Genomic DNA, 25,419 nt, shown 5'->3' on the forward strand with positions numbered 1-25,419 from the left:
TTTTAATAAAACGATAGGGTTTATTTGGTATGCGTATTATTAAGAGTATGCTTCTATTTTAGGAATGCTTTACCCCACAAAATGAAAGTACACTTTGTTTCCATTCTTAAGTTGATGGGTATCACCACATTAACTTAAAAACTTTATAACGCCCCTAAAACAAAAAATTGTACATTTTCATCTGGACATGTCAATTTTCTCGTTAGGGGGTATTTGCTTTTCTTATCTTGATAGCGATGTGGTGCTATCCCATCGCCATCAAGATAAGCTCATACAACGTCAATTATAGTAGTGGCTGTTTCCTTTTTCTAAAGGCTACATGTAGGAAATTTAAAGATTTGCATACGAAATAAACCCTAACGGGTTTCCTTTTTTTGAATTAAGCCGCTTGATTATCAGACATGGCACAATTGTAAACGACACCTAATATATCAAAGACCGTTTTTTTCTCATATCGATGAGATTTCCGCCCGTTTTGCTGTAGGAGATTGAACAGGCGAAGTAACACCTTTGATAGCTCTTGGGTGTTTTTTTGTATAGTTTGGAATAGAAGAAGAAAATAATCTTTAATCATATATATGGCTTTATACTCACTAAGCTCTCGTTTTTTCTTCATGAGGAGCAATTGGCGCATTTGAAACATGATAGAAGAACAGATTAGAATGGCAATCAATTGACCATATAAATGGCACTCCAATCGTTCTGGTTTTATCTTTTTACAATGATGAATTTGAAAGAATGACTTCCACGTTTTAAATAAAATTTCGATTTGCCAACGCAAAGAATACCAGTCATGTACCTGTCCCATCGGGACAATATCTGTAGGGGTGTTTGTCATATATACATTGATACCACTGAGTCGTTTACTACGAGGAGAATACTTCATTCCTTTCTTTTTTTCTCTTACAGCTTGATCTTGTAATCGTTTTTGTTGCTGTTGTTTTGTTAATCGATGAACAATTACACGAGCTGGCACTTTATCAATCATTCCTACATAAGCATCAGCTATTTCACATGTTTGTCCTGGTTGAAGGGAGCTCATTAACGTCTCCATATCTATCTGTATATACTCTGTACCTTTCTTAATTCTTCCGTCTTGAAAATAATCAGGGTTAGGATTTTTTTGATAAATACGTGTATTCGACTTGATACGAGAGATATAGTAGGCCTCTTTATCTTGTATATATTGAAGGTCTTTTAAATGAAAATAACCTAAATCTCGGATACATAAATCATTCGCTGTCACAGTTGGGGCACACAGAGAGCCGTAAGTGCGATCATGTTGTTTACCTGGACCTGTATGAATATGAAGGAACTGCCCACTTAACAAATCATACTCAAGTTGAATTGTTATCCCAGCTGTATGGCTGCAGCCTCCTGCACCTGGATAAACCGTTGAAAATACATCCGGGAGTTGAAATGCAGTTGAATCTAAAATACGAATACGTTTGAAAACAGAAGTGTATGGAGAAGAAACCGGCATAGATGCGGCCAATTTTTTGCTTAGTAGTTCGGCAAGTAGGTGTTGTAAAAGTTGGACGGCCTCCTTATTAAATCGTTGATTCAGTCCCTCAGGACTGATGAGCACTGCTGTTGATGCTTCTAAACAGCTAGATAACTCAGTTAAAGAAGTCATAGCTACATTTTGGTTCACCCATACACATAAAGCTACTAAATCTTTTGCTTGATACTTACTGGTTCGTTGTACAAAACCAACATCTCTAGCAAGATCTCGTAAGGTATTTGGAGATAAAAAACTTTGAATCTCTTGAGCAAATAGTTGTAATTCGTCAGACACAGAAACAGACATAAAAACGCCATCCTTTCCTATGATTCTACAGAAAGAATAGCGTATTTTTTCATTTTAAGGAAATTTAATTTTGCTACCAAGCTAAGATTTTAAAGTATCCCCTAAACGTGAATTTTTTGTTTTTTTGAACTTTTATTTATTTTTCGTATATGACGTAATACTTCTTAAGAAGATTCCTAACCCTGCAAAAAAGAATCCTAAGCATAATAAGCTGGCTGGCGTTCCCCAAGTGATTTGATCTAGCATTTTTATCCCCTCCCATTTATTATTATATAGTATTTATTAGAATTCATCCATATTTTCCCTTAAATAGGTGCCACAACATGCCCATCAAGCTAATATTTTGAGAAACCTTCCATAACAAAAATTTTACCTTTTCACAGTTATTTATAAGAGTTTGGCTCAATTTTTCTTTTTTGGGGGTATTTGCTGTTCTTAGCTTGATGGCGATGTGGTGCTATCCCTATATATAAAAATTGAAGAGATTACTTCTTTGGTGGAAGAACGTATAACTTAATAAATATGTAGTTCTTTTCCTTTATTTAATCTAAAGAGCGGATAGTGAATTTATTTTCTCAACAGGACAAAAGGTATTTATATATGAGTACTATTTATAAGGATAATAGAAATAAATAATAAAGGAGAATATAAAATGATAGCATTAAAAAGTGATCGAGATGTAATAGGAATTCCAGAAGAGGATGTAGATTTATTAAAGGTAATGGCACATCCAGTACGATTACAAATTGTAAATGAGTTAATGCATCATAAAATGCGTAATGTTACACTGTTAGCAGAAATATTAAGACTTCCGCAATCCACTGTTTCACAGTATTTATCAAAATTGAGAGGAACCGTACTCCGTGCGGAAAGAAGAGGATTAGAGATGCATTATTATATTGATAATTCTAAAGCTCGTCAGATTGTAGGGATTTTAGATTTGTAGGTTAATAATATGCAAAAAAGTTCCCTATTATAAAGCAGGGAACTTTTTGTATGTTTATTAGAGGGTTCTGGTGCAAAGATTGTATTTATTTGAAGAGGTATATAGATTCCTAATGGAATCTACTCTTATGCAGCCATTCCGAATAGTTGATGAATAAACTTCACTTCATTTTGGACAGACTTGCCCCGTAAAATAAGTTGGCCTTTTTTAATGATATGCATCGCTTCTATTCCTGAAAGAATAGATTTAGCTTTTCCATACCAATCAGATCCTTTTTTAGAATAATAGTATCAGTATGTCCAAGTCTGAAAGACTTTTTTTAGATATTTTGAAGCTTTTGCACCAGAACCAGATTTACAACTCTTGATAAACTACTGATTATCTCCATGTACACTCCAGATTTAGGGCTTATAGTGAAAATATTAAGTTGGGAATATCCAGGTGACATAAAAGGAGAAAGGAGTGTTCATAATGGGACACTATGATACAAAACAAACAGGAAAGAACATAAGTAGAGACGGTAAAAAAACTGGTTATTTTTTTATTGGAATAATTGGTGCAATGATCGGGTCAATTACTATTGGCTTGACCACTCCATATATAGATGAGATCAAAGGAGGTATAGGTCAATCCGCTAAAAATAACGAGGTGAATCAGGTTACTCCTGTCTCGCACAAACCAGAAGGTGTGAATAGTCTTCAAAATATGATTGAAGATGCAAAAGAAGTTGTAGTAGGTGTCATTAACTATCAAAAAAATGCAGATCCATTTGCAGTACAAGAACAATCAGAAGAAGCCGGTTCAGGATCAGGTGTCATATATAAAAAAACAGGCAATAAGGTTTTCATTGTCACAAATAATCATGTGATAGACGGTGCAAATAAAATAGAAGTAAAATTGAATAATGGTAAAAAGCTTACTGCTAAAGTAGTAGGGACAGACCCATTATTAGATCTAGCTATATTAGAAATTGACGGAACAGATGTGAAAAAAGTAGCAACTCTAGGAGATTCGGAAAAAATTCGTACAGGAGAATCTGTAATTGCTATTGGGAATCCATTAGGGTTAGAAGGAAGTGTAACAAAGGGGATTATTAGTAGTAAGGATCGAGTAATACCTGTTAGCACACTTGGAAATCAACAAGTGGATTGGCAGGCACAGGTGATTCAAACAGATGCAGCTATTAATCCTGGGAATAGCGGAGGGGCTTTATTTAATGAGCAAGGTGAGGTCATTGGAATTAATTCAAGTAAAATTGCACAACAAGCAGTTGAAGGAATCGGATTCGCAATTCCAATTAATATAGCTAAAACAGTTCTAGAATCATTGGAAAAAGATGGCGTGGTTAAACGTCCAATGATAGGTGTACAGTTATTTAATGTGGAGGAAATTACGAATTCTGCACGTGATCAATTAAAACTGCCAAAAGAGATAATAAATGGTGTCGTGTTGGGGAGCATATCGAATCAATCACCAGCAGAAAAAGGAGGATTACAGCAGCATGATGTTGTGATTGCATTGGATGAACAAAAAATAGAAAACGTTGTTCAATTCCGCAAGTATTTATATGAAAAGAAAAAATCGGGGGATACAATTAAAGTGACAGTTTATCGCAATGGTGAAAAAATAACAAAAATGGTGAAATTAACAGAGCAAAAGTAGTCTGATTTTGAACAGATCACTCCTGTAAATTGATTTAACTTTTTTTGATCATATACATACGAATTCAATTCTAGTTCAAACTATTTTAGGCTCATCTGGAACTGGTAAAGTCAAAACTCTTAGCTTGGTTTGTAGGTTGGATACATCTAATACTGGGTAAGTATTGTATAAGGGTATTTTAAAAAGCAATAATAAACAACCTCCCCAATTGGTAGGGGAGGTTGTTTATTGTTCAGATATTGGAATACTAACAACAAATTGTACACCTTGTTCTACATTATTAATACAGTACTCTATACCTAGTGCTTCAAAAATTTGTTTTACAATATATAATCCTAAGCCACTCCCACCAGTATTTCGATTTCTTGACTTTTCAATTCGATAAAATGGTTCGAAGACATGTTGTATATCATTTTCTTTAATTTGTACACCTGTATTGATAATTTGAATTAAGATACATTTTTGTTTTGAGTCCTGAGTTAGCTGTATATATACATTCTCGCTATTCGGAGAATACATAATTGCATTATGAATAATATTTTTACAGGCTTTTTCTAAAAGAGCCCGATCTGTATAGACAGAAAGGTTAGAATCAATCTGTTTTATGATTTGAATGTCTTTTTGAGAAGCAAAAAAACTGAGATCTTTTGTGATTATATCCATTAACTCGGAGAGATTTATTTCTTTTAATTGTAGTTTAAATGTATGTTGTTCTAATTTAGACATACTTAAAATCTCACGAACTAGATCTTCCATCTTTTCGATAATTTGGTGGTTTTTCTTTAAGTATTGGTCACGATCTTGATAAGGACCAATATTATATATCATCCCCTCTAAGTATCCTTTCATAATAGTGAGAGGGGTTTTTAATTCATGTGATACAGTTGCAAAAAATTCTCTGCGTTTGGTTTCTATTTCTCTTTCTTTTTCAATATCACTTTTTAATTGCTGATTTGCTTTTTGTAAATCAAACATAGTTTGTTGTAAATTAATGGACATATCATTCAAGCTATTAGATAGTTCTCCTAATTCATCCATAGAACGAATCTCAATTTTTTCGGAAAAGTCTAAGTCCGCCATTTTTTGTGCCCCTCGATTAATATAAATGAGAGGCTTTGTAATGAACCTTGAAAATAAATAAGCACTTCCTATCCCAATAACAACTACAATAATACTGATATAGGGAAGGAAACGTACCAAAACTTTGGAAGCTTCATCAATAGGTTGAAATGTTGCGTATACTATGACGGTTTGGTTACCATCCTGAAATGGAATATCATATGATTTGTTCAGGCTATTTGAACTCCCTATTCGTGCTGCTTGAGTAACACTTCCTTGAATAAATGTATAAGGAGTAGAATAAACGTTTACTCTTTCGTAATCTGGAAATCTGAGTATTGCATTATTTTTTTGCATATACTCCTCAAAAAGCGGTTGTGCATTTTGAAAAGTAAGATTATTAGATTTATCAATTATTTCTTCCATTCCGTTTTCAAGTTGCTCTGTTTTATATTGTTCATAAAATGTAGGAAGAAAAAAGTATAAAGTTAAATAAATTAGGACTGCAAAGGCTAACAAAATGAGGGATGTAGTCATAAAGAGTTTATAAGTAATTCGCTTCATCTTCATGATTTTTACGATCCTATTCATCGATTTTATAACCTATACCCTTTATGGTTTTAATATAAGGGATATCTAATTTCTTTCGTATGTTTTTAATATGCGTATCGATTATTCGTGATTCCCCAATATAATCGTAGCCCCAAACTTTTTCTACGATGCTTTCTCTTAGGAGTACTTTTCTCTCATTTTGTAGTAGTAGTTGCAGAATTTCGAATTCTTTCGTTGTTAAGGAGATTTCAACTTCATTTACATATACTTTATAGGCGTCGGCATCGACACGCAATTCTTTAAAGACGAAATGATTATCTAAGCTTTTATCATTGCTTCTTCTTAGTACTGCTTCGACTCGTCTAATCAAAACATGAAAAGAGAATGGTTTTGTAATATAATCATCGATTCCAAGATCAAATCCTTTCATTTGATCTTGTTCTTCTTCTAACGCAGTCAGCATAATAACTGGCACATTTGATTGACTTCGAATCATTTTCGCAACTTCAAATCCGTTAAGGTTTGGCATCATCACATCCAAAAGAATCAAATCAAAGGATTGCTTATTAAATTGTATCATTCCTTCTAATCCATCTGATGCAACTTCAACTATATACTGTTGTGTCAATAAAAATTGTTTAATTAATTCCTGAATTTCTTGATCGTCTTCTATTACAAGAATATGATGGTTGATCATTATATCACCTCTAGTAGCCATTATAACTTTACTATCTGGAGTTTGTATGGAGAATTACTAGAAAACAATATAAAGACTTCACAGGAAAACTATATATATTTCAAATCAGCTCCAGATTTAAAAGATATTATGTATACATAACACTTAAGAAAGAAGGAGGTAAGCAAAATGTCACTTGAAACAGACATAATTCTTTCTTTATTAGATATAAAATTGTGGATAATCCATCATTCGGAACATAGTCGTTTGAACTACCCCCACTTTCACTTCGTTTAGAAGTGAGGGATTCCTAAGTAAAGAGTTCTAACGAACTCTAATTGATTAGGCTAGCTCCACAGTCCTTGTGGTTAGAAGCCTTATCGCTTCATTCTTTAGATTAATACTTGCGTTAATATCCCTATCATGGTGTGTACGACAAGAAGGGCAGTCCCATTTACGTAGGTTTAGATTTTTAACGTCTTTGTTTTGATATCCACAACAAGAACATAATTGGCTGGAAGCAAATGTTTTCGATACGACAATGACTTGTTTGCCATACCATCTTGCTTTGTATTCTAACATGGATCGAAATTGCGACCATGATACTTCACTAATGGCTTTTGCTAACTTATGATTCTTTAACATATTCGATACTTGCAAATCCTCTATACCGATAACATCGTGGTTTTTGATGATTTCAGTTGAGACTTTGTCCAAGTAATCTTTTCTAGCATTCGTCATGTATTCATGAATTCTAGCTACTTTTACTCGCTGTTTATTCCAGCGAGAAGATCCTTTCATTCTTCTAGAAAGAACACGCTGCGCTTTCGCCAACTTCTCTTCTAATGACCGAAAAAACTTCGGATTTTTATAGGTTGTTCCATCTGACAAAATGGCGAAATCTTTTAGTCCCACATCCATTCCGATGTAAGATTGTGTTTTTGGAAGTTCTTGCACTTCTGTTTCAACTAACAATGACACAAAGTATCTGCCAGAAGGGTTCCGTCTAACTGTAGCATTTACAATACGTCCCTTTACTTCGCGACTCTTGGCAAATCGAACAAGACCTAGTTTCGGCAACTTTATCTTTTTTCCTACAATGGAAATGTTTTCATTTGTTTGTTTTGTGGTGTAAGATTGTACGTTGTTTTTCTTAGATTTGAAACGCGGGGCACTAGTTTGTTTTTTGAAAAAGCGTGTATAAGCATCCGCAAGGTTGCGAACAGACGACTGAATCGCAATACTATCCACTTCTTTGAGCCAAACAAACTCTTTCTTCATGGCAGGAAGTTTGGCAGAGCATGTACCATATGTCAAACCTTTCCCTGTCTCTTTGTATGCGTTATCCCATAGAGATAGGAAATGATTGAATACAAAACGAGAACAGCCAATCGTTTTATTAATTAGGGTTGCTTGTGTTTTATTTGGATAGATACGAAATTTATATGCTTTATTAATCATCATTCATTTCACCTCCATTTCGGCATGTGTCTATTATATAACAAACATACATTCGATAGATAGTGAAGTAACAGTTTATGTATGTCGAACAATTAAGATGGCTTCCTGCCATCTCTTGTCCGAAGCCAATTCATCTCCCACCTACTCACTTCGCGTTCCTTGAGGAAGGAGTCTTCTTGGCTAAAATGATAAAAATAAAAATAAAAAAACAAAAAGTAAAATCATCACCGTATCTATATAAGTACGCAAGTGTAAATAAAAGAAACCTATATAAACCGAGTTAACAAAAATCCAGAAATTAGTTCCTTATCTCTATCAGATGTGAGTTAAACGTTAAAATACTTTTCAAAAGGAATGAAGCCAGAGTAAGAACAGATATCTTTTTTGTAAGAGGGATTAACTTAATTCAAATGGGTAAAGAAACTTTTGAAAGGCCAGAGAGGAATAGCTGAGAAATATCATCCAACGTTAAATATGATGATAAAAAACATATATTGGAAGACCCTATATATACAGGATATAGGGTCTTTTCATTATAAGAATACCTTTAAATTTGTGTATATAGTTTAGATTGAAGAAAATGAAATTTATGAAATCGGAAAATAGTCCATTTTCCCTAAAATTTGTTCATATTGTATATATTCCTGAGTGGCATTGATTTCTGGACTATTTTTTAAAGTTGTTAAAGCACTTTCAATTAAAAATTTTCTTGAATCTGCTTTATTATACATAATCTCTTCTTGAATAAAGTACAACAGGTTTAAACATGTTGTCATTTTCTGCTTTTCGAAACCATTTTTTTTCTCAATTACTTTTTTTAAGTTTAGCGTAGCAATTGAAAATTCATTGTTAAAAAAATCATTATAATCTGATTGAGGTAAAAATTCATTTATATATGCGGGTGTAAATAATTGAATGCTTTTTTCACTAATATCTTCCAAAATGATAATTATCCGATCCATACAATAAGTAACAATTTGCTTTATGGTAATTGTTTGATTCCATGCATTACTGGTATGAAGAATATTCTGCATCATACCTATGAAAATAACCGCACAATCCACTAAATAATTTGATTTATCCTCGGGGAAAATATTTGTAAAGCGTTTATACACCCAACTTAAAAATAAGTATTTAGACTGCTTAATAAATTGTATGAGATCTGGATCGTTTGATACAAGCACATCTTCAATTAATTGCATTAACTTGTTTTTTTTATTAAGTTCCATCATGAGGCTGACTTGTTCTATATAGATAGCAATATCTTTACAATCTTCTCCAATAAGTAATTTGTCTCTTTCCACTTGCATCTCTTCTTGGATAAGTTTAAATACAGCTTTGAATAGTTCGCCTTTGGAAGAAAAATAATTATAAAAAGAACCTTTGGAAATATTGCTATGATTTAAAATATCTTGAATAGATGTCGCGTGATATCCCTGTTCTATAAATAGCTCATGTGCTTTATCTAAAACGTCTCTTTTCTTCTTATTCATATTCTAAGCTCCTTTAGAGGTAATGCTCTTATATTAATAAATATATTGTAACAAAGAAAAAACAACTAGTACAATTTTGGACAACCGGTACATTTTTGTTGATAATTAATTGCTAATGAGATATCATTAACCTTGTTGGACTTGAGGTATAAAAATAAACCGATAGTACAGAAGGGGGCATATACATGAAAGAAAAACAAACAAAAGCTTCTTTTAGCTTATTAGCGATTTTAATGATAGGAGCATTTGTAGCGTTATTAAGTAATACATTGCTCAATATAGCTTTACCATCTATCATGAAGGATTTTGATGTGAGTGCTTCAACCGTACAATGGTTATCGACAGGATATATGCTAGTAAATGGAATTTTAATTCCCACTACTGCATTTTTAATAAAAAAATATACGGCTAGACGATTATTTTTAACCTCTATGGGGTTGTTTACAATTGGTACATTAATAGGTGGATTTGCACCAAGTTTTTCAGTCTTACTTTCGGCTCGTATGATTCAAGCTTCAGGAGCGGCTTTAATTATGCCACTACTAATGAATGTTTTATATACAACATTTCCACCTGAAAAACGTGGCTCAGCAATGGGGATTTTTGGTTTAGTAATGATTTTTGCACCTGCTATTGGACCAACATTATCGGGATGGGTTATCCAACATTATGATTGGCCGGTACTTTTCTTAATGATGGCTCCTATAATGGCTTTAGTCTGGATTTTGGGATACTTTAAATTACATGATCACAAAGAAAAAAGCAATGACAATATTGATGGATTATCTGTTGTCTTATCAGCCTTGGCTTTTGGTGGTATTTTATATGGATTCAGCTCTGCTGGTAACAGTGGATGGAGTGCACCTAATGTTTATTTAACCATTATTATTGGACTAGCATCGTTGGTAGGGTTAATTGTTCGTCAATTTAATCTTGAGGAGCCTATGCTCGACTTTAGAGTATATAAATACCCAATGTTTGCTTTATCGTCAATTATTTCAGTGGCTTTAAACATGGCGATGTTCTCTGCCATGCTGTTATTACCGATTTATTTACAAAATATCCGTGGTATTTCCGCAATGGATTCTGGTTTACTAATGTTACCTGGCGCATTAATCATGGGGATTATGATGCCTATTACAGGAAAATTATTCGATAAATATGGTCCGAAATTGTTGGCGTTTATTGGCTTAGCTATTGTAATCGTTACAACATTTTTATTTAGTCAACTAACGGGATCCACTGAGTATACACATTTAGTTGTGTTATATGCAACTCGTATGCTTGGTATCTCAATGGTTATGATGCCGATTATGACGAATGGTTTAAATCAATTACCACCAGAATTCACACCACACGGAACAGCAATGAATAGTACGATTCAACAGGTTTCAGGAGCAATCGGTGGTAGCCTACTCGTTACAATTATGTCTAATCGAACAGCAATACATGTAGAAGAAATGATGTCTAATGCTATAAATAAGCTAACAAATGCACCTACTGGTGAAGCCTTAGCAAAAATACAGCAGCACATCTCCATGGAAGCAACTATTTCAGGAATCAATGATGCATTTTTAGTATCAGCTGTTATTGCTGGTGTAGCATTTATTCTATCGTTCTTTCTTAAAAGAACAACAGTTCCAATTTCAAATCAAGTAGATGATCGACTTGAGAACATAAATTAGTTGTTTAAAAAATGAAGAATTTTTAGAGTTAAGGCATCTTCTTTCTGTCTATCTGATGAACGTTTTTAATGTGATTGATTCAATTGAACAATACATGTGAAAAGTTGAAATAAGAGGGGGATTAACATGGAAGATGTAAGAAAATGGGGTCAATTTTTACTACCATATAAGTTTGCTTTAGATGAAATGACAACCAAAATTAATATAATAGCTGAAGAAGCAAAGTATTTAAAAAACCATAATCAAATTGAGCATATTAAGACGAGACTTAAATCATTTGAAAGTATTCAACTAAAACTTGATAGAAAAGGAATTTCTCCTACAATGTCAAACTCAAGAGAAAAGTTGTATGATATTGCAGGTATGAGAATCATTTGTTCTTTTGTAAATGACATTTATGATATATATTCTCAGCTATCCAAACGAAATGATATTAAAATTGTACAGGTGAAAGACTATATTGAAAATCCAAAATCAAATGGGTATCAGAGTTTACATGTAATTGTACAAATACCTGTAACACTATCCCAAAAAGTAGAGACTGTTTATGTTGAAATACAGCTTCGAACCTTAGCGATGGATTTTTGGGCTAGCCTAGAACATAAAATTTATTATAAGTATGACAAAAAAATCCCTTTCTATCTGGAGCAAGAGCTTATTGACGCGGCCAAAACTGCAAAATCTTTGGATGAAAAGATGAGGGACATTCATGTAAGAGTGGAAGGTTTGAAAGGTTAAAGAGGCATGTTAAGAATAAATAGGATCGCATGGAACAACTTGTTATATAAAAAGGACGCATATGCTTGATTGCAGCTGAGGAAATAAAGATTCAACACCAATGATTATCAATAATTGAAATACTAATGATTAAAATAAAAAAGAACCTTCAGTAGGTTCTTTTTTATTGTTGGTAAATATGTGATCAACAATAGATAGTAATTTAGATGCTTTTTATTAATTGGCTCAGTTTTCTTAGGGAAAAAATCATTTTCTCATGACTTATTACTAGATATAACCAGACATTTCATTTATTAATTTGGGTGGGTGATTTAGTTTTTTGGGTTTACCACGCTAAAATGTAAATTTTGCTTAGGGACAAAATGTTAAAGTTCTACATTCTGAATTAACAGAAAATTTAGGTGGTAAAAATCCCTTTGAATATTTTATCAGGTAGTTCATATTTCTTTGACCATAATTTCATGTTGTTACCGAACGTTTATATGTGTCTAATGGAAAGAAATATTTTAAGTTTGTTACCATCTATTGTTTGATTAAGATGGTAACACGAAAATAAAACGTTTACAACAAAAAGATAAAGAAAAAATATGAAAATTCGACTTTTTTCGACAAAATGATTGAGAGAGAAAAAATCTAAATTAAGTAAATCTTATATGTAGAGAGATTCTTTATCTCATAAATAACAGTTATAACATATGTAAATGTTCTATAAGTAATTAAAACGTCGAAGATAAAATTATATTGTGACAATTATAAACAAAACATACTTAATAATTCATACTTAGACTAACAAATCAATTCATAATAAGTTAAATACGCTATATTTAATAGAGTATAATATGGAATATTTAACTATAATATTCCATATTATATATAATTATAAATCATTTAACATATTAGTTGCGGGAAATTTTGACATAAGATATTTTAAATATTAAGCACAGAAACATTTTAAAGAAAAAGAGCTATTTTAAAATGTACCCTAAAAACGTTTTTCCTAAAAAGTAGTAAGAATTTTTAAATTGTTTCTGTGCCTAATTAGATGAAAATAATACAATAAATTGTTTAAAAAAGATAAAAGCAAGTTACTTTTACGGAGAAATATACATTCCATACCATTAGAATTATGTCAGATCGTAGCATACAAATTACATTCTTCTATCTCACAAACTGCACAACTACCATTAAAGGTAGCTTGTCTTAGTTTTAACATCACATTCATCATTTTTTTGTCCAATAAGATTAATATGGTTAGAAAAACGTGCCGCCATCTACTATGAAAATATTAGCAATTAGAAAGAATTATTTATAAAGTAATATAGAAATAAAATTATCCGGTTGTTTATAAGTGAATTTTTAATATTTTTGGCGTTTTTCAAAGGGCTTTCACTTATATTTCATATCATGAGGACAATTGTTGTGTTGTTTAAAGGGAAGGGTATAGGTGTTAACAGTTCATTTGTATATAAAAAATAAACAACCTGTTGAGTGTATAATAAAAGATTTTTTAAAATAATTTATGAATACACACAAGTGATGTTGAGTTATTTATTCAAAGTAGAACCTTTAAAAAATCTATAAATTGTTATATAAAGAAATAAGAATAGAGGTATTCATTATGAAATTTATAAAAGGGATATTCGTTTCTACGATTGCACTTACGGCCTTTACAGGATTAGAGCTAATTAAATTTCATGAAAATCCCAATGTAGTGTATGCAGATTCGAAAGGTCCTGTAAAAAATATAACTCAATCTGAGGCAGATATTAAAGAAGAAGATCAAATTATTGTAAAGTTTAAAAGTGAAGTGAATTTCCCGTATAAGGATGGACTTGAGAAACAAATAAAAAACGAAGATAGCGATCTGGAATTAGTAAAAATCTTTTCTGAATTTCCACAGCTAACATTAAAACGTTTATTTACATCTGTGGACCCAAAAGAGATTGAAAATATTGATAAAGATACGAGGGAAACTGAAAAAAAATCATCTTCTAATTTACTAGATTATTATATTGTAGAAGTACCTAATAAAGTAACAGCTGAAACATTGATGGACAAGTTTAAGAAATCTTATCTTGTTGAAGAAGTATATATGCAAGAAAAACCAACTCTTTTACCAGAAGTACAATTACCTACTGTATCGCTTAACCCTTACGACGATCCAAGATTTTTAAACCAGGGATATCTTAAGGAAGCACCATATGGGATTAATGCATCTTATGCATGGAGCATTAAAGGTGGAGATGGAAAAGGAACTACTTTTGTAGATATGGAGTATGGGTGGTTATTAGACCATGAAGATTTAGTAAATCAAAAAGTTGAGCTTATATCTGGTAGAAATATAGATCAACACGTTGGTCATGGAACGTCTGTTCTTGGGATTGTTTCTGCTGAAGATAATGAGATTGGTAATATAGGAATTGCACCAAAGGCTAAGGTCAAAGTAGTATCCCAAATAAGAGGTGATGGGTCTTATAATACGGCTGATGCGATAATAAATGCTGTACATAATTTACAAGCTGGGGATATTTTATTATTAGAGGCACAAGCTTCATATGATGGATATGGAGATAAATATTTACCTGTTGAAGTACAGCCAGATATCTTTGATGCAATACGAGCTGGAACGGATAAAGGAATTATTGTGATAGAAGCCGGGGCAAATGGTTCTAATGACCTTGATCAATTTAGAGATCGGAATGGAAAACAGGTATTAAATCGCAATAGTCCGGACTTTAAAGATTCAGGAGCTATAATGATTGGAGCCGCATCGTCAACTGTTCCTCATAAACGTTTATGGTTTTCAAATTATGGTAGTAGAATTGATGTTTATGGTTGGGGAGAAAACGTAGATACAACTCGTGCTGAGCCTAATAGGATTACTAAAAATCTCTATACAACAGGCTTTAGTGGTACATCTAGTGCTTCTCCAATTATTGCTGGAGCAGCGACTTCAATACAAGGTGTGGCTAAAGAACATTTAGGTCGTCCATATAAACCAGCTGAATTAAGAAATATACTAAGTAATCAAAATACAGGTACCAAATCCCAAAATCCGTTAACAGATAAAATCGGTGTTTTGCCAGATTTAAAGTCAATCCTGTCAAATTTGGGATATAGTCCAGATATATCAAATAATGTTTTAGAGGGAAACCAATTTGTATGGTCAATGAAAGGAATAGGAGATTTTGAGTTTGCAAAATTGGATTTTAATAAGACAAAAGAAGAAATGCAAATTCAATTAAAAGCAGGTGTACCACATCATTACTTTGATAGTACATATGCGAGTGTGAAAGTCCAAAATTCATCTGGAAAAGTGGTATATAATAAAGATATTTATGGAAACAGGCAACAAAATGCTGAAACACAAAAAATTTCGATGAAAGTCGGAGACTATATTGAGTTTACACATTTAGAGGGTGGAAACCGGGCGACTCTTATAAATGTGGATAAAAATATACAGGAGAGCTTTGGTAAGAAGATAGTGTATCAAGTTACAGTTAATGGTCTTAAGAAAGTTGATCAAATTATTAACCCTAGCCCAGATACGGAAGCTCCTACACGGCCTGAAGGATTACAAGCAGCCAACATTACTACAAATAGCGTAGAGTTAAAATGGAATTCATCAACAGATAACGTAGGTGTGAAAGAATATCAAATATTACGTGACGGAAGATTCATTCAAACGGTACAGGGAACCACATTTACTGATAGTAAACTGACTGCTAACATGGAATACAAATATACTGTGAAGGCTATAGATGCAGCTGGAAATCAGTCTATTCAAAGTAGTGTTCTTAGTATAAAAACAAAAGAGCAAAATACCTCTTATGAAAAATGGGATCCGAGGAAAGCATATACAAAAGGGGATAGAGTAGAGTATCAAGGGAAAATCTATGAAGCTGTTCAAAGTTACCAAGGAAATGGAGATTCGAATTGGATATTCTCGTTGTCCTTATGGAAAACAATTTCAATAAGTTGATGATATCGTCTATTTGAGAGAATAATTATTTCATAACTAGCTAAATAATTTTTATCTCATAAGAAGAAGGCACCTTTTAGGTGCCTTTTTCTGGTTCTGGTGCGAAAACTTCAAGTAATCTCTAAATCTTGGACATACTGATACGATTACTCTAAAAAGGTGCGTGATCATTATGGAAAAGCGAAATTTATTCAAGTGGAAGCATTATCATCATGATATTATTTTGCAAACAGTAAGATGGTACCTACGGTACAACTTGAGATTTCGCGATTTGGTGGAAATGATGGAGGAACGGGGCTTATCCGTTGCTCATACAACGATTATGCGTTGGGTTCATCAGTATGGTCCTGAATTAGACAAAAGAATCCGTCGTCATCTCAAGCAAACCAATGACTCTTGGAGAGTTGATGAAACATATATCAAATTAAAAAGTCAATGGATGTTACCTGTATCGTGCTGTCGATTCGAAAGGAAATACCATCGATTTTTACCTAAGCAAAGCAAGAAACCACAAGACTGCAAAGCGATTCTTCAAGAAAGCTTTGCAGTCTTTTCATATTTCTGAGCCTCGTGTCGTGACAGTTGATAAGAATCCAGCTTATCCTATAACAGTTGAAGAATTGAGAAAAGAAAAAAAGATGCCATTAGGCATCCAACTAAGGCATGTAAAATATCTCAATAATATAGTGGAACAAGATCATCGATTTATTAAAAAGCGAGTTCGTTCGATGATAGGATTGAAATCCTTTCGCACAGCTACAGCCATTATTTCTTGAATAGAAGCTATGCATATGGTAAAAAAAGGGCAACTTATTTTACTGGACAAGTCTGTCCAAAATCAAGTGGAGTTCATCCATCAACTATTTGGAATTGTTGCTTAAGACTAGATTCCACTAGGAAACTTTTCGCCTCTTTATATCTTTCCTAAGTATTTGCACCAGAACCGCTAACGTTAACGCAGCTTGAAGGAATCTTAATTGCAAGCTTGCACGTATTGGAGGGGAAAAGCAATGCCAAAGCAGTTAACAATCTTTGATGTTGAACCAGTTGTGTCATTTGATTTTAAGAAGGCTCATGATCATCGATTAAATTCTAAACTACGTTTTGCCGACGTTGTTGTACAAATACCACGTCAAGCCAAAGCGATTGATGAATTAAAACCAACGACAGCGCCTGATGAGCGTTATGAGTTATTTGAAGATTACATAATTGGAATTTGGCGTTATAAGCGAGTGGAGGGTAAACAATTTGATTGGGAAGAAGCAGAGGAAATGTGTAAGCGAGCACGGGATGAAAAAAAGCCTATTCCAATACGGCTTCATTTATCACTTGAACAATCATTTGTTCCAGAAAATGTTGTGCGATATTTGTAGACAAACAAAAAAGCCGAGATTGCTCTCGACATAATTATTCGACAAATTAATTATAACATATGGGAGTGATCTTGGTGGGAATTAGAAAAGAAAATCTTGTAGAAATGACAGCTGAAATAGATTTGAAAATAAACGGAATATATGTTGTTAAAAATGGTCAGGTCCAACTAATACAACCACCTCAAAGTGGAAAAGTAATCCGTATGGAAGAACGAAAAACACAGTTACTTTAATCAAATTTGAATTTTATTAAGAAATTGGACTGAAAGCATCGATAATTAGATGGGATAAAGAGCATCATCACTGAAATGAAAAAGCCCTGCACACAGGGCATCTAAAAAGATACCTTAGCTATAACAACGATTAGGGGGAGGTATTAGCTAAGGTATCTGGATGGATGATTGCATACTAAGTATGCAATCAAGAGCATTGTTGAATGTATTGGGTTATTCAACAAGTTCAGAATAACACGAAATTTCCGCTAATTCACCCGGTAAATTTGTCCAAAAAAGGTGTTTCTATAAAAGTTTTTCACCTAAGAAATGGATTCATAGATTTTAATCAAAGCGTTATTTTAAAATTAAAGAGCGCCCAAGGGAGCGCTCTTCGATCAAGACAATATTGAAAAATACTCGGTAATATATGTAATCTTTTTAGCTTTGTGAGATTAATCAAAAGTTTTTCGACTTGTTTTTGGAGGGTATTACATTTTGTTCTATTTTTGTGTAAAGATTAAGTAATTGTTTGATGAATGTAATTTTCGGTGTTAACCAATATGAAAATAGTGCTGAAATAATTCCTATTAAAGCTCCTGTTATGACATCAAAAGGATAATGAACTCCTACCCAAATACGAGAAATAGCTACGCAGAATGCAAGTACAAGCCATAACCATCTAGCCTTTTTACGAACAAGCCAGAATGAAAAACAAATTGAAAAAAATAGAATCGTATGGTCGCTAGGAAATGAATTATCTACTGCATGATCGACAAGTTTATTAACATTAGGTAATACTGCAAATGGTTGATAATTCAAATGCAAATTCCCTGCTAATTTTCCAATTATTTCAGCAGTTACGAAAGCAACTATTGCTTGAATAATCATCATTTTGTTTTTTTAGATTGAGTAAACCAATAAGCAATAATAATTAAACCTAAAAAATACACCATATATTCCGCTAAAAATACCATAGTGGAGTTTAGGGATGAATATTGCTTCCCTAAATTATTGATAGCTCGAAAAGCATCAATATTTAATTGAGAAAAAAACATTTTTAAATCGCTCCTTATTGTTTGTGTATAAGGAAAATTATGTTAAATAGTTTGTGGTAAAAAAATTGATTTTAGTGACAGTAGTCTTACAAAACTGTAAGGATTAGCTCATTAAAGACTTTTAATAAAATAGTTATTTGAAACTATTCACGAAAAAAGAGCACTAAAGAAAGTGCTCTTAGAAAATACATTTTATATTCTGTTTTGAGCTACGATTTTAATATTCTCTGGTGGAATGATATCTCGAATTTTTTCTTTTAAATCTACTTGGACCATTTCTTCAAGATGTTCAAGTGAAACTTCAAAGTTTATGCATTCCGCAGTTGCGATGCTTAATAAAGAATAATTTTCATTCTTTTTAACAACAAGATATTGCGATTGATCTGTTATTACTATACACCCTTGTTGAATGCCTAATTTACGATTGTCTTCAAAAGTCATAAATGTTTCTCCTTTTATATGTATTGCCGATAAATAGTTTACTACATAAATACATTGGTTCATATTGAGAAACCTTACATTATTATTACAATTTCATAAGGTTTCTGAATATTTCGTGGTCTAGTAATATGGAGAGTGTAAAAAGGTTCAATTGTATATTTAACAAAATCCTTATTTAAAAACAAGAGTCCCTAGAGTTAGGGCTCTAGGGATTCTTGTTTTGGTATATCTCACACGGTTTTATAAAAAGGATCGAACGTATTGAAGATAACATGTGAATGTTTCATAAATGTATCAAAAAAGTGAACAAAATTGCTATTGCAGAAGTAGCAGAAATGAAGTTTCTAATAGTTAAGTACGTAAAAGGTGTTATTTCCAGTGGATAAAATGCGCGTGGGGCACCTAATCATTATTTTATCGGAGGAAAAGAATATGTTATGAACTTGGTTGAATGAAAAAATGAAAATTTTACTTTAAGCGAAGTTAATGAAATATATTTTGGGGGTTATATCAATGATTGTTATCTCGATGGACACTTTAACTTTATAAAAGTCCTAGAAGAAAAACACAACTATGAGGAATAGTAAGCTATAAAAGTGAACAAAATCGTTATTTAAATAAAAGAAACCCCGATTGTCTGCGGGGCCTCTAAGGGTAATCGTCAAGTAATGACGTACTCGACTAATTAACCATATCATGAATTTTTTGGTAAAAACACTGGTAAATGTGTCCAAATGGATAGGGCATCATTTTGAACAAAAACGCTGCTTTAACCGAAAGGGGAATGGGGAAATGTTAGAACAAGTGGAGATCGAAGGGCAGTTATCCATGTTCGATATGGATGAAACGAAAAACAAATTGTACGAAGTCTTGGAAGCTAATAACTATCACTACGAGATTAAGAGTTATTACCTACACCATGATTACATCGGATTGGTTAAGTACTTTTATATACGCACGACAGATAATACTATCATCGATTTGTGTTTAAGTGAGTTTCCTGAAGTGTTTGCTGTGTACGAGGGATTCACTGAAGCGCAGATCAAGAAGATATACAGAGGAAGATTACAATAAAAATGCTGGTTTATAAAAAAAGAGAAGCGCTTAATCAGGACGCTCCCCTTAATGCCAATACACAATAACTATCCTATTATACTGTATAAGCGTAAAATATTTAACAATTACCTTTATGGTAAAAATTTCATTTTTCATTAGTTTAAAACCCAAAAAGAGAACTTAATAAAGTGCTCTTGTGACGAGATTATCCATTTGTAAAGACTATTTCAATGTATAGAGAGAGGAACACAGAATATTATATGTATGCCCAGTTAATTGAGTGCTTTTTACAAACAAAGAGCAGCTAGCAAAAGCTAACTGCTCGGTTCTCCAAGGGGGAACAAGGAGAAAATCTAATGTCATCTACAGTATTGACGGAATATTGGGTTTTATTCAAGGCTGGTTCCAAAAAAAGTGACATACCGCCAAAATATAAAATTATTAAAAGGACAATTACTATGAAAGCAATAAAAGAAACTTTCTTCCATGAATTTTTCATCAGTAGACCTCCTTTATGAAGAATATTAACATTCTTTCAGAATCTGAACAAAATAATCTTTTGAATAGAAAGCGAGGAATAAAAATGGGACAAGGTAACCGTGGAATGGCATTTGAAAAGATTATCAATCTAGCGAATGAAATGTATCAAAGAGGGAGAGTGGCGCTTATAAACAAGCGTCCGACTCCTGTGAAGGTGTTAAAAAGTAAAGGTGGCCGTGTACTAAATGGATTCTATGAAGCTAAAAGTACAGTAGACTATGACGGCGTGTATAAGGGACGAGCTATCGCATTTGAAGCGAAGTCTACAGAAAATGCTAATCGCTTTGATTTAAAGAACATTGCGCAGCACCAGTTGGATTATCTGGAGAAAGCAGAAAAGATGGGAGCAATATGCTTCTTTCTTATAGAGTTTAGTAAGGATAAGTCGGTATTTGTTGTACCACTATCAATCATCCAATCTTATGTAAGGATGTCGCGACAACCAAAGGGCAAGAAGTCTATACCGAGAGCAGACAGAACGAGCGCCAGTTGATTACTTGCAATACATCGATGAACAAGGAATAATTCCAGCGATGTTAGAAGGCATGATTCAAATTGATCAGGACCATACAAGGGTAGCAAATAACATTGAAGCAGCAAAAGAGAAGATGAATAACAAGAAACGTAAATTGCTAAAGGCTTAATGGATAGCGGTACAATGACTAACAGTGTGGTGGGGGCTGTATTGTAGTCATCGTTCCCTTATTCAGTAATTTGATAGTAAAATTTCACGTACCTGACGTGAATGTAAAAACCTAAATTTGAAATAGGGGGATTCCAACTTGGAGAGACAATTATCTTTGTTACCGGATATCGATGATAAGAAAGTACAGAAGGAAGTAGTGAGCATTTTAAAGGAATACAGGGCACTCAAGATGCGATTTAGTAATGAAGTGGAGCAAGAAGGAATCAGCTTGTTTCCGGAAATACGTGATTCAAGGAACACGAGTAAATGGAAGGTGCAGCAGGTTGAAAAGGCACTTAACAATTTATTAGATGAAGATGAGCGTAATATTGTAGAGCGGAAGTTTCTGACAAACGAAAGGGTAAAAGACTCGGATGTTTATCATAATCTACTACTCAAGAAGACATATTTCTATGAGAAGAAGCAAAGTGCGGTTAAATTGATTGCTACGGCATTAGGGATAATCTAAAAATAGCGAACAAAATGCGAACTTTTTGGGGGACTAAATAAAACCGTGAAAATTATAAGCTATTCCTATAAACAGTTCTTTGAAAAGAGAATACGTTTTGGGGATAGCGTTCCCATTATAATAACGTTACTCGGTGACGCGGAGGCTAGAGGGGATAAGAGCTTCCCGAAATTATTTATATTTTACTTCTCATTGAGTGTATAAACGTACCGCCTTTCGTTTGTAAACTCATAGGTAGTAAAATCACACCTGTCATGTGAATTCTTGATTTCTATGTTAAAACTGGATTGTTTTACAAGTGGGGATGTTGGTCTGTTCGATTGAATGGACCGCGTCTCCTAGCAAAAAGAAATAACTCAATTATATTGGTAATTGCTCACGACAGTAACTAGTATAAGTCAGGTTGTTCTTCTTAAACGATTAAACGAGCAGAGAGCTTTCGCTCTTTGTTTGAGCCAATACAGCGGTATATTCCCCTCCGTCCCTCTAGTGTATTGGTTCAAACAAGGCGTCGGAATAAATATACACGTCTTGATATTAATCCTTTAAGCGTTGTGTAAACGAAATTGGTGAAAATGACATTAAGTAGCCGAAGTATTGAGCCGACTCCACGGAGTATAAACGAGAAGATTCTTAGTCTTCTCCCAGTCACCGAACTAACCAAATGTAAAGCATGTAGATGTTATATAGTGTTGCGGTGGCTTGGAGAAGGTTGACAGTTATCTTGACCTTGGAAGAGGAACTTTTGCCATTTTTTTTAATTTCTCTCTATTAAATATGTGAACTATGGGGAGTTTTATAAAACATAACTTTTGAATTATCTAATAAAAGTATATATAATTATACTGATGTTAATGTATTGACTGGTTAAAAATGGGGAAAGAAAAATGAAGATTAAATTTGATGTAGTTAAAGATGAAAATTTTGATTTTACTTTATTAGAAACAAAATTGCTGAAAACTTTTAAAGAAGTAGATAATGTAGCAATAATTGAAAAGGTTGAAGATAAAATTTTTGAAAAAGATGATGTGCAAACCCATTTGGCGGAGATTACTATTAATGTTACAGGAAAGAATATTGGATATAGATCAGCTTCAGCTAGTATATTCATTGTTCTAGAAAGTCTATCAATAGAGCTATTCAATATTTATATTAGTATACATTAAGCATCCAAAACGGGTGCTTTTTTCTTTGTTATATAGAAATTACACATTAAACCAGTAAAACTTTGAATGAGACAAGCATATACTAATAACTGAACACGACGTATCCATTCTTTATAATCGTATCGGACGAGCACCTTATAGGGCTCTTTTTTTATTGCACATAAGGAATTCCCAAACATACAATATCGAGTCAATGCCAACCAACTTATTCCTTTTCCGAGAGCTATATATATTCCGCTATAAAGCTCTTTTATGTTGCGCCATTAGAACGGGCTGGGCATTGTCGTATATTTAATACTCAGAAGCTTAGGGCACTTTATAGTGTTCTTTTTTTATTGAACAAAATGGATATTTAAATAGGAGGATGAACGATGGAATTAACATTAGAAGGTTTAGAAGAGTGTTTTAATGAGGCTGCAAATGCAGATGCTAACTATGTAGCTGTACAGATCGAAATGGACGAATTCCCTAGTTGATGAGTTAATAATTAATGATAAACACAATATTACTTTAAAATTAGAGTATTACAAGAAAACTTACAATGAAGACTTAGAGCATAGATACGCTCCAGGTATTCGTATTGTAGGTTATGCGTATGGACATACGTTATCTGGGATTCAACGTGAATTAGGATTACTACCATAGTAATGATTAAACCAATAGCAATTATCGTAGGCGCTGCCGTTATATTGGTTTAGCGTCTTATTTGTTATTAAGGGATGAAATAGATTTGAAACTTAAAGATTAGATAATAATATTATTACTTTAAAATGCAGAAAGTAGACTAGTAAACAAGCTGCTTTTGTTTTTAAGCATAGAATATGATGAATCTTAAAGTTAAGAGGAGGTAATCATATTTATGGGATGTAATTGTAATTTCAGACATTGCAGAGATTGTAATAGATTTTGGGATGATTTAATGTTTTGCAGACGCAGACATAGAGATTGTGATGACCGTCGTTGTAGACGTGACCGCGACTGTGATTGTGATGAATGTCGTCGCAGACGTAATCATGATCGTGACTGTGATTGTGATAAGCGTAAGGATTGGTAAAGTCCTTTGAATGAGTGTGCTTCTTTACAGCACTCTTTTTTTTATTTATAGGTTTTCTAAATTGCTACTTACTAAATATGAAGAATATAGTTGCGATTCGGTTTAAGGTCTAACAAAACAAACGAACACAGCGAACGAAAATAGAGGATAAAACGTCCGATATGGGTGTACTTATTTTGAATTATGTTTGTTCACAAATTAGACATATTTAGAACCCTTATTTTCCAACAACCTATTTGTTCGGTTTACATGTACGGAAATTAAATGCTGTTATTAAGCTATAGTTAATTTACGGACACTTAAACGGACAAAAGGGGAGAAACGGAATGATTCTCGGATATGCTCGTGTACCAACACAAGATCAGAACTTAGCAAGGTAACTCAAACAATTGAGTGATTATGGATGTGATTATGTGTTTGAAAAAAAAGTTAGTGGAGCTACAACAGACGGACCAGAGTTATTACGCATGTTAGAGAATCTGCGTGAAGGTGATGTAATTGTAGTTACTGAATTAGCACGTATTACAAGAAGTACACAGGACTTATTTAATTAAGCTCGTTTCTAATCAAGACATAAAATACTCATTAAAAAATCGATTTCTTAACGTACAGGAAATCGACTTTTTATTTATAATCCCTTCATCCAATTCTTTCTACATTTTAGGCATCTTTGCAGCAGGACCATCTAGAATTAGAGTGTAAAAAATGTATCTTGAATAGTAGAACGAAAAGATTGGCAACGAATTTGTTTTGCCCAAAATGCCGTTTCTGCTTCTCTTTCTTGTAATGTCATGTTAGTTCTAAAGGGAGAAGGAAGAATAAGAGCAGTTACAGCTGGTATTGAATGAAAAGTTATATTATCTAGCTTTAGAAATTTTCGCCACATATTAAGATCACTCCACACATCCTCTGGTCCAGGGCTCCATCCTTCAAGAAGACGATGGTAGGTATCTATGCGGTGTCCAGCAATCGTAGGACTAAAATTTATATGACTCTTTCAACATACGATCGCGAGTCTCAAGTTCCTCCAATGATCCCTGAATGGCCATCATTTGTTACTTATTCACAATAGCCATATAGCGGCTATGTACAAAATCTGCTTTGGATAAAGCTTGCTCCATGTATTGTAAGTGATCAGGAAACCATGAATCATCGTCACTCAGATAACATACAAATTTTCCTTTTGCCAATTGTAATGCCTCATGTCGATAAATTTCTCCGTTCCTTGCACTTGAGCCTATAAAAACAGAGAAGAAATCTTTAATCAAGCTCCTGCTTTTCAGCATGAAATACACCAAAAC

Annotated in this window: 19 protein-coding genes and 6 pseudogenes; 15 read left to right on the forward strand and 10 right to left on the reverse strand. The window is 33.2% G+C overall.

What is annotated here, in order from left to right:
* Positions 1–379 precede the first annotated feature (379 nt).
* The gene (locus tag MHH59_RS29040; protein ID WP_340853484.1) at positions 380–1,810 is read right to left on the reverse strand and encodes an IS4 family transposase; all 1,431 of its coding nucleotides are present in this window, start codon (positions 1,808–1,810) and stop codon (positions 380–382) included.
* A gap of 652 nt (positions 1,811–2,462) precedes the next feature.
* On the opposite strand from MHH59_RS29040, the gene MHH59_RS29045 reads away from it, so the two are divergent.
* Positions 2,463–2,756 (forward strand): ArsR/SmtB family transcription factor, encoded by a 294-nt coding sequence (locus MHH59_RS29045; RefSeq protein WP_078205348.1) that lies wholly within the window; start codon positions 2,463–2,465, stop codon positions 2,754–2,756.
* Positions 2,757–2,881: 125 nt separating this feature from the next.
* On the opposite strand, the pseudogene MHH59_RS29050 reads toward MHH59_RS29045, so the two are convergent.
* Positions 2,882–3,007, reverse strand: a pseudogene (locus tag MHH59_RS29050) (IS6 family transposase); the annotation flags it as partial.
* Positions 3,008–3,218: 211 nt separating this feature from the next.
* On the opposite strand from MHH59_RS29050, the gene MHH59_RS29055 reads away from it, so the two are divergent.
* Positions 3,219–4,418 carry a S1C family serine protease gene (locus MHH59_RS29055; protein ID WP_340853487.1) on the forward strand — a complete coding sequence of 400 codons (1,200 nt, stop codon included), beginning with the start codon at positions 3,219–3,221 and terminating at the stop codon, positions 4,416–4,418.
* Positions 4,419–4,643: 225 nt separating this feature from the next.
* Here MHH59_RS29055 and MHH59_RS29060 read toward each other — a convergent pair whose 3' ends face one another.
* The 4 genes from MHH59_RS29060 to MHH59_RS29075 form a co-directional block, all read right to left on the reverse strand.
* On the reverse strand, positions 4,644–6,068 hold the full coding sequence (locus MHH59_RS29060) for a sensor histidine kinase (RefSeq protein ID WP_340853489.1): 1,425 nt from the start codon (positions 6,066–6,068) through the stop codon (positions 4,644–4,646).
* A complete protein-coding gene (locus tag MHH59_RS29065; protein WP_340853491.1) occupies positions 6,061–6,726 on the reverse strand; it encodes a response regulator transcription factor in 666 nt (221 codons plus the stop codon). The genes MHH59_RS29060 and MHH59_RS29065 overlap by 8 nt, the downstream gene beginning before the upstream one ends.
* Positions 6,727–7,047: 321 nt before the next feature.
* The gene (tnpB, locus tag MHH59_RS29070) at positions 7,048–8,169 is read right to left on the reverse strand and encodes an IS200/IS605 family element RNA-guided endonuclease TnpB (protein ID WP_340853493.1); all 1,122 of its coding nucleotides are present in this window, start codon (positions 8,167–8,169) and stop codon (positions 7,048–7,050) included.
* 584 nt (positions 8,170–8,753) lie between these two features.
* The gene (locus MHH59_RS29075) at positions 8,754–9,659 is read right to left on the reverse strand and encodes a TetR/AcrR family transcriptional regulator (protein WP_002204066.1); all 906 of its coding nucleotides are present in this window, start codon (positions 9,657–9,659) and stop codon (positions 8,754–8,756) included.
* Between the two features lie 185 nt (positions 9,660–9,844).
* Here MHH59_RS29075 and MHH59_RS29080 point away from each other — a divergent pair, with 185 nt between their 5' ends.
* The 6 genes and pseudogenes from MHH59_RS29080 (at position 9,845) to MHH59_RS29105 (ending at position 17,670) form a co-directional block, all read left to right on the forward strand.
* The gene (locus MHH59_RS29080; RefSeq protein ID WP_098633309.1) at positions 9,845–11,344 is read left to right on the forward strand and encodes a DHA2 family efflux MFS transporter permease subunit; all 1,500 of its coding nucleotides are present in this window, start codon (positions 9,845–9,847) and stop codon (positions 11,342–11,344) included.
* Positions 11,345–11,470: 126 nt separating this feature from the next.
* Positions 11,471–12,082, forward strand: a complete 612-nt coding sequence (locus tag MHH59_RS29085) for a GTP pyrophosphokinase (protein WP_033728681.1) — start codon at positions 11,471–11,473, stop codon at positions 12,080–12,082.
* Between the two features lie 1,618 nt (positions 12,083–13,700).
* The gene (locus tag MHH59_RS29090; RefSeq protein ID WP_144513837.1) at positions 13,701–16,064 is read left to right on the forward strand and encodes a putative mucin/carbohydrate-binding domain-containing protein; all 2,364 of its coding nucleotides are present in this window, start codon (positions 13,701–13,703) and stop codon (positions 16,062–16,064) included.
* A 172-nt stretch (positions 16,065–16,236) separates the two neighbouring features.
* A pseudogene (locus MHH59_RS29095) lies at positions 16,237–16,945 on the forward strand (IS6 family transposase).
* 129 nt (positions 16,946–17,074) lie between these two features.
* Positions 17,075–17,437, forward strand: a complete 363-nt coding sequence (locus tag MHH59_RS29100) for a cell division protein SepF (RefSeq protein WP_340853499.1) — start codon at positions 17,075–17,077, stop codon at positions 17,435–17,437.
* 74 nt (positions 17,438–17,511) lie between these two features.
* Positions 17,512–17,670 carry a DUF3954 domain-containing protein gene (locus MHH59_RS29105; protein ID WP_002204060.1) on the forward strand — a complete coding sequence of 53 codons (159 nt, stop codon included), beginning with the start codon at positions 17,512–17,514 and terminating at the stop codon, positions 17,668–17,670.
* Between the two features lie 438 nt (positions 17,671–18,108).
* Here the strand turns inward: MHH59_RS29105 and MHH59_RS29110 are convergent.
* A pseudogene (locus MHH59_RS29110) lies at positions 18,109–18,707 on the reverse strand (undecaprenyl-diphosphatase).
* A gap of 192 nt (positions 18,708–18,899) precedes the next feature.
* A complete protein-coding gene (locus tag MHH59_RS29115) occupies positions 18,900–19,148 on the reverse strand; it encodes a hypothetical protein (RefSeq protein ID WP_033728672.1) in 249 nt (82 codons plus the stop codon).
* A gap of 792 nt (positions 19,149–19,940) precedes the next feature.
* Here MHH59_RS29115 and MHH59_RS29120 point away from each other — a divergent pair.
* Positions 19,941–20,222: a hypothetical protein gene (locus tag MHH59_RS29120; RefSeq protein ID WP_033728670.1), complete on the forward strand. Its 282-nt coding sequence runs from the start codon at positions 19,941–19,943 to the stop codon at positions 20,220–20,222.
* Positions 20,223–20,508: 286 nt separating this feature from the next.
* Here MHH59_RS29120 and MHH59_RS29125 read toward each other — a convergent pair whose 3' ends face one another.
* On the reverse strand, positions 20,509–20,703 hold the full coding sequence (locus tag MHH59_RS29125) for a hypothetical protein (protein WP_201055318.1): 195 nt from the start codon (positions 20,701–20,703) through the stop codon (positions 20,509–20,511).
* A gap of 84 nt (positions 20,704–20,787) precedes the next feature.
* Between MHH59_RS29125 and MHH59_RS29130 the strand changes: the two are divergent.
* The 6 genes and pseudogenes from MHH59_RS29130 to MHH59_RS29155 all read left to right on the forward strand — a co-directional run.
* Positions 20,788–21,388 (forward strand): annotated as a pseudogene (locus MHH59_RS29130) (Holliday junction resolvase RecU).
* Positions 21,389–21,526: 138 nt separating this feature from the next.
* Positions 21,527–21,898, forward strand: a complete 372-nt coding sequence (locus MHH59_RS29135; RefSeq protein WP_078179034.1) for an ArpU family phage packaging/lysis transcriptional regulator — start codon at positions 21,527–21,529, stop codon at positions 21,896–21,898.
* 887 nt (positions 21,899–22,785) lie between these two features.
* Positions 22,786–23,064: a hypothetical protein gene (locus MHH59_RS29140; protein WP_033729712.1), complete on the forward strand. Its 279-nt coding sequence runs from the start codon at positions 22,786–22,788 to the stop codon at positions 23,062–23,064.
* A 371-nt stretch (positions 23,065–23,435) separates the two neighbouring features.
* Positions 23,436–23,709 (forward strand): annotated as a pseudogene (locus MHH59_RS29145) (hypothetical protein).
* A 214-nt stretch (positions 23,710–23,923) separates the two neighbouring features.
* Positions 23,924–24,118, forward strand: a complete 195-nt coding sequence (locus tag MHH59_RS29150; protein WP_071748230.1) for a hypothetical protein — start codon at positions 23,924–23,926, stop codon at positions 24,116–24,118.
* Positions 24,119–24,444: 326 nt separating this feature from the next.
* Positions 24,445–24,666 (forward strand): annotated as a pseudogene (locus MHH59_RS29155) (recombinase family protein); the annotation flags it as partial.
* A 143-nt stretch (positions 24,667–24,809) separates the two neighbouring features.
* Here MHH59_RS29155 and MHH59_RS29160 read toward each other — a convergent pair.
* On the reverse strand, positions 24,810–25,004 hold the full coding sequence (locus MHH59_RS29160) for a hypothetical protein (protein ID WP_016096711.1): 195 nt from the start codon (positions 25,002–25,004) through the stop codon (positions 24,810–24,812).
* Positions 25,005–25,419 lie beyond the last annotated feature (415 nt).

It is taken from the genome of Bacillus sp. FSL E2-0195, assembly GCF_038003645.1.
Lineage (GTDB): Bacteria > Bacillota > Bacilli > Bacillales > Bacillaceae_G > Bacillus_A > Bacillus_A mycoides.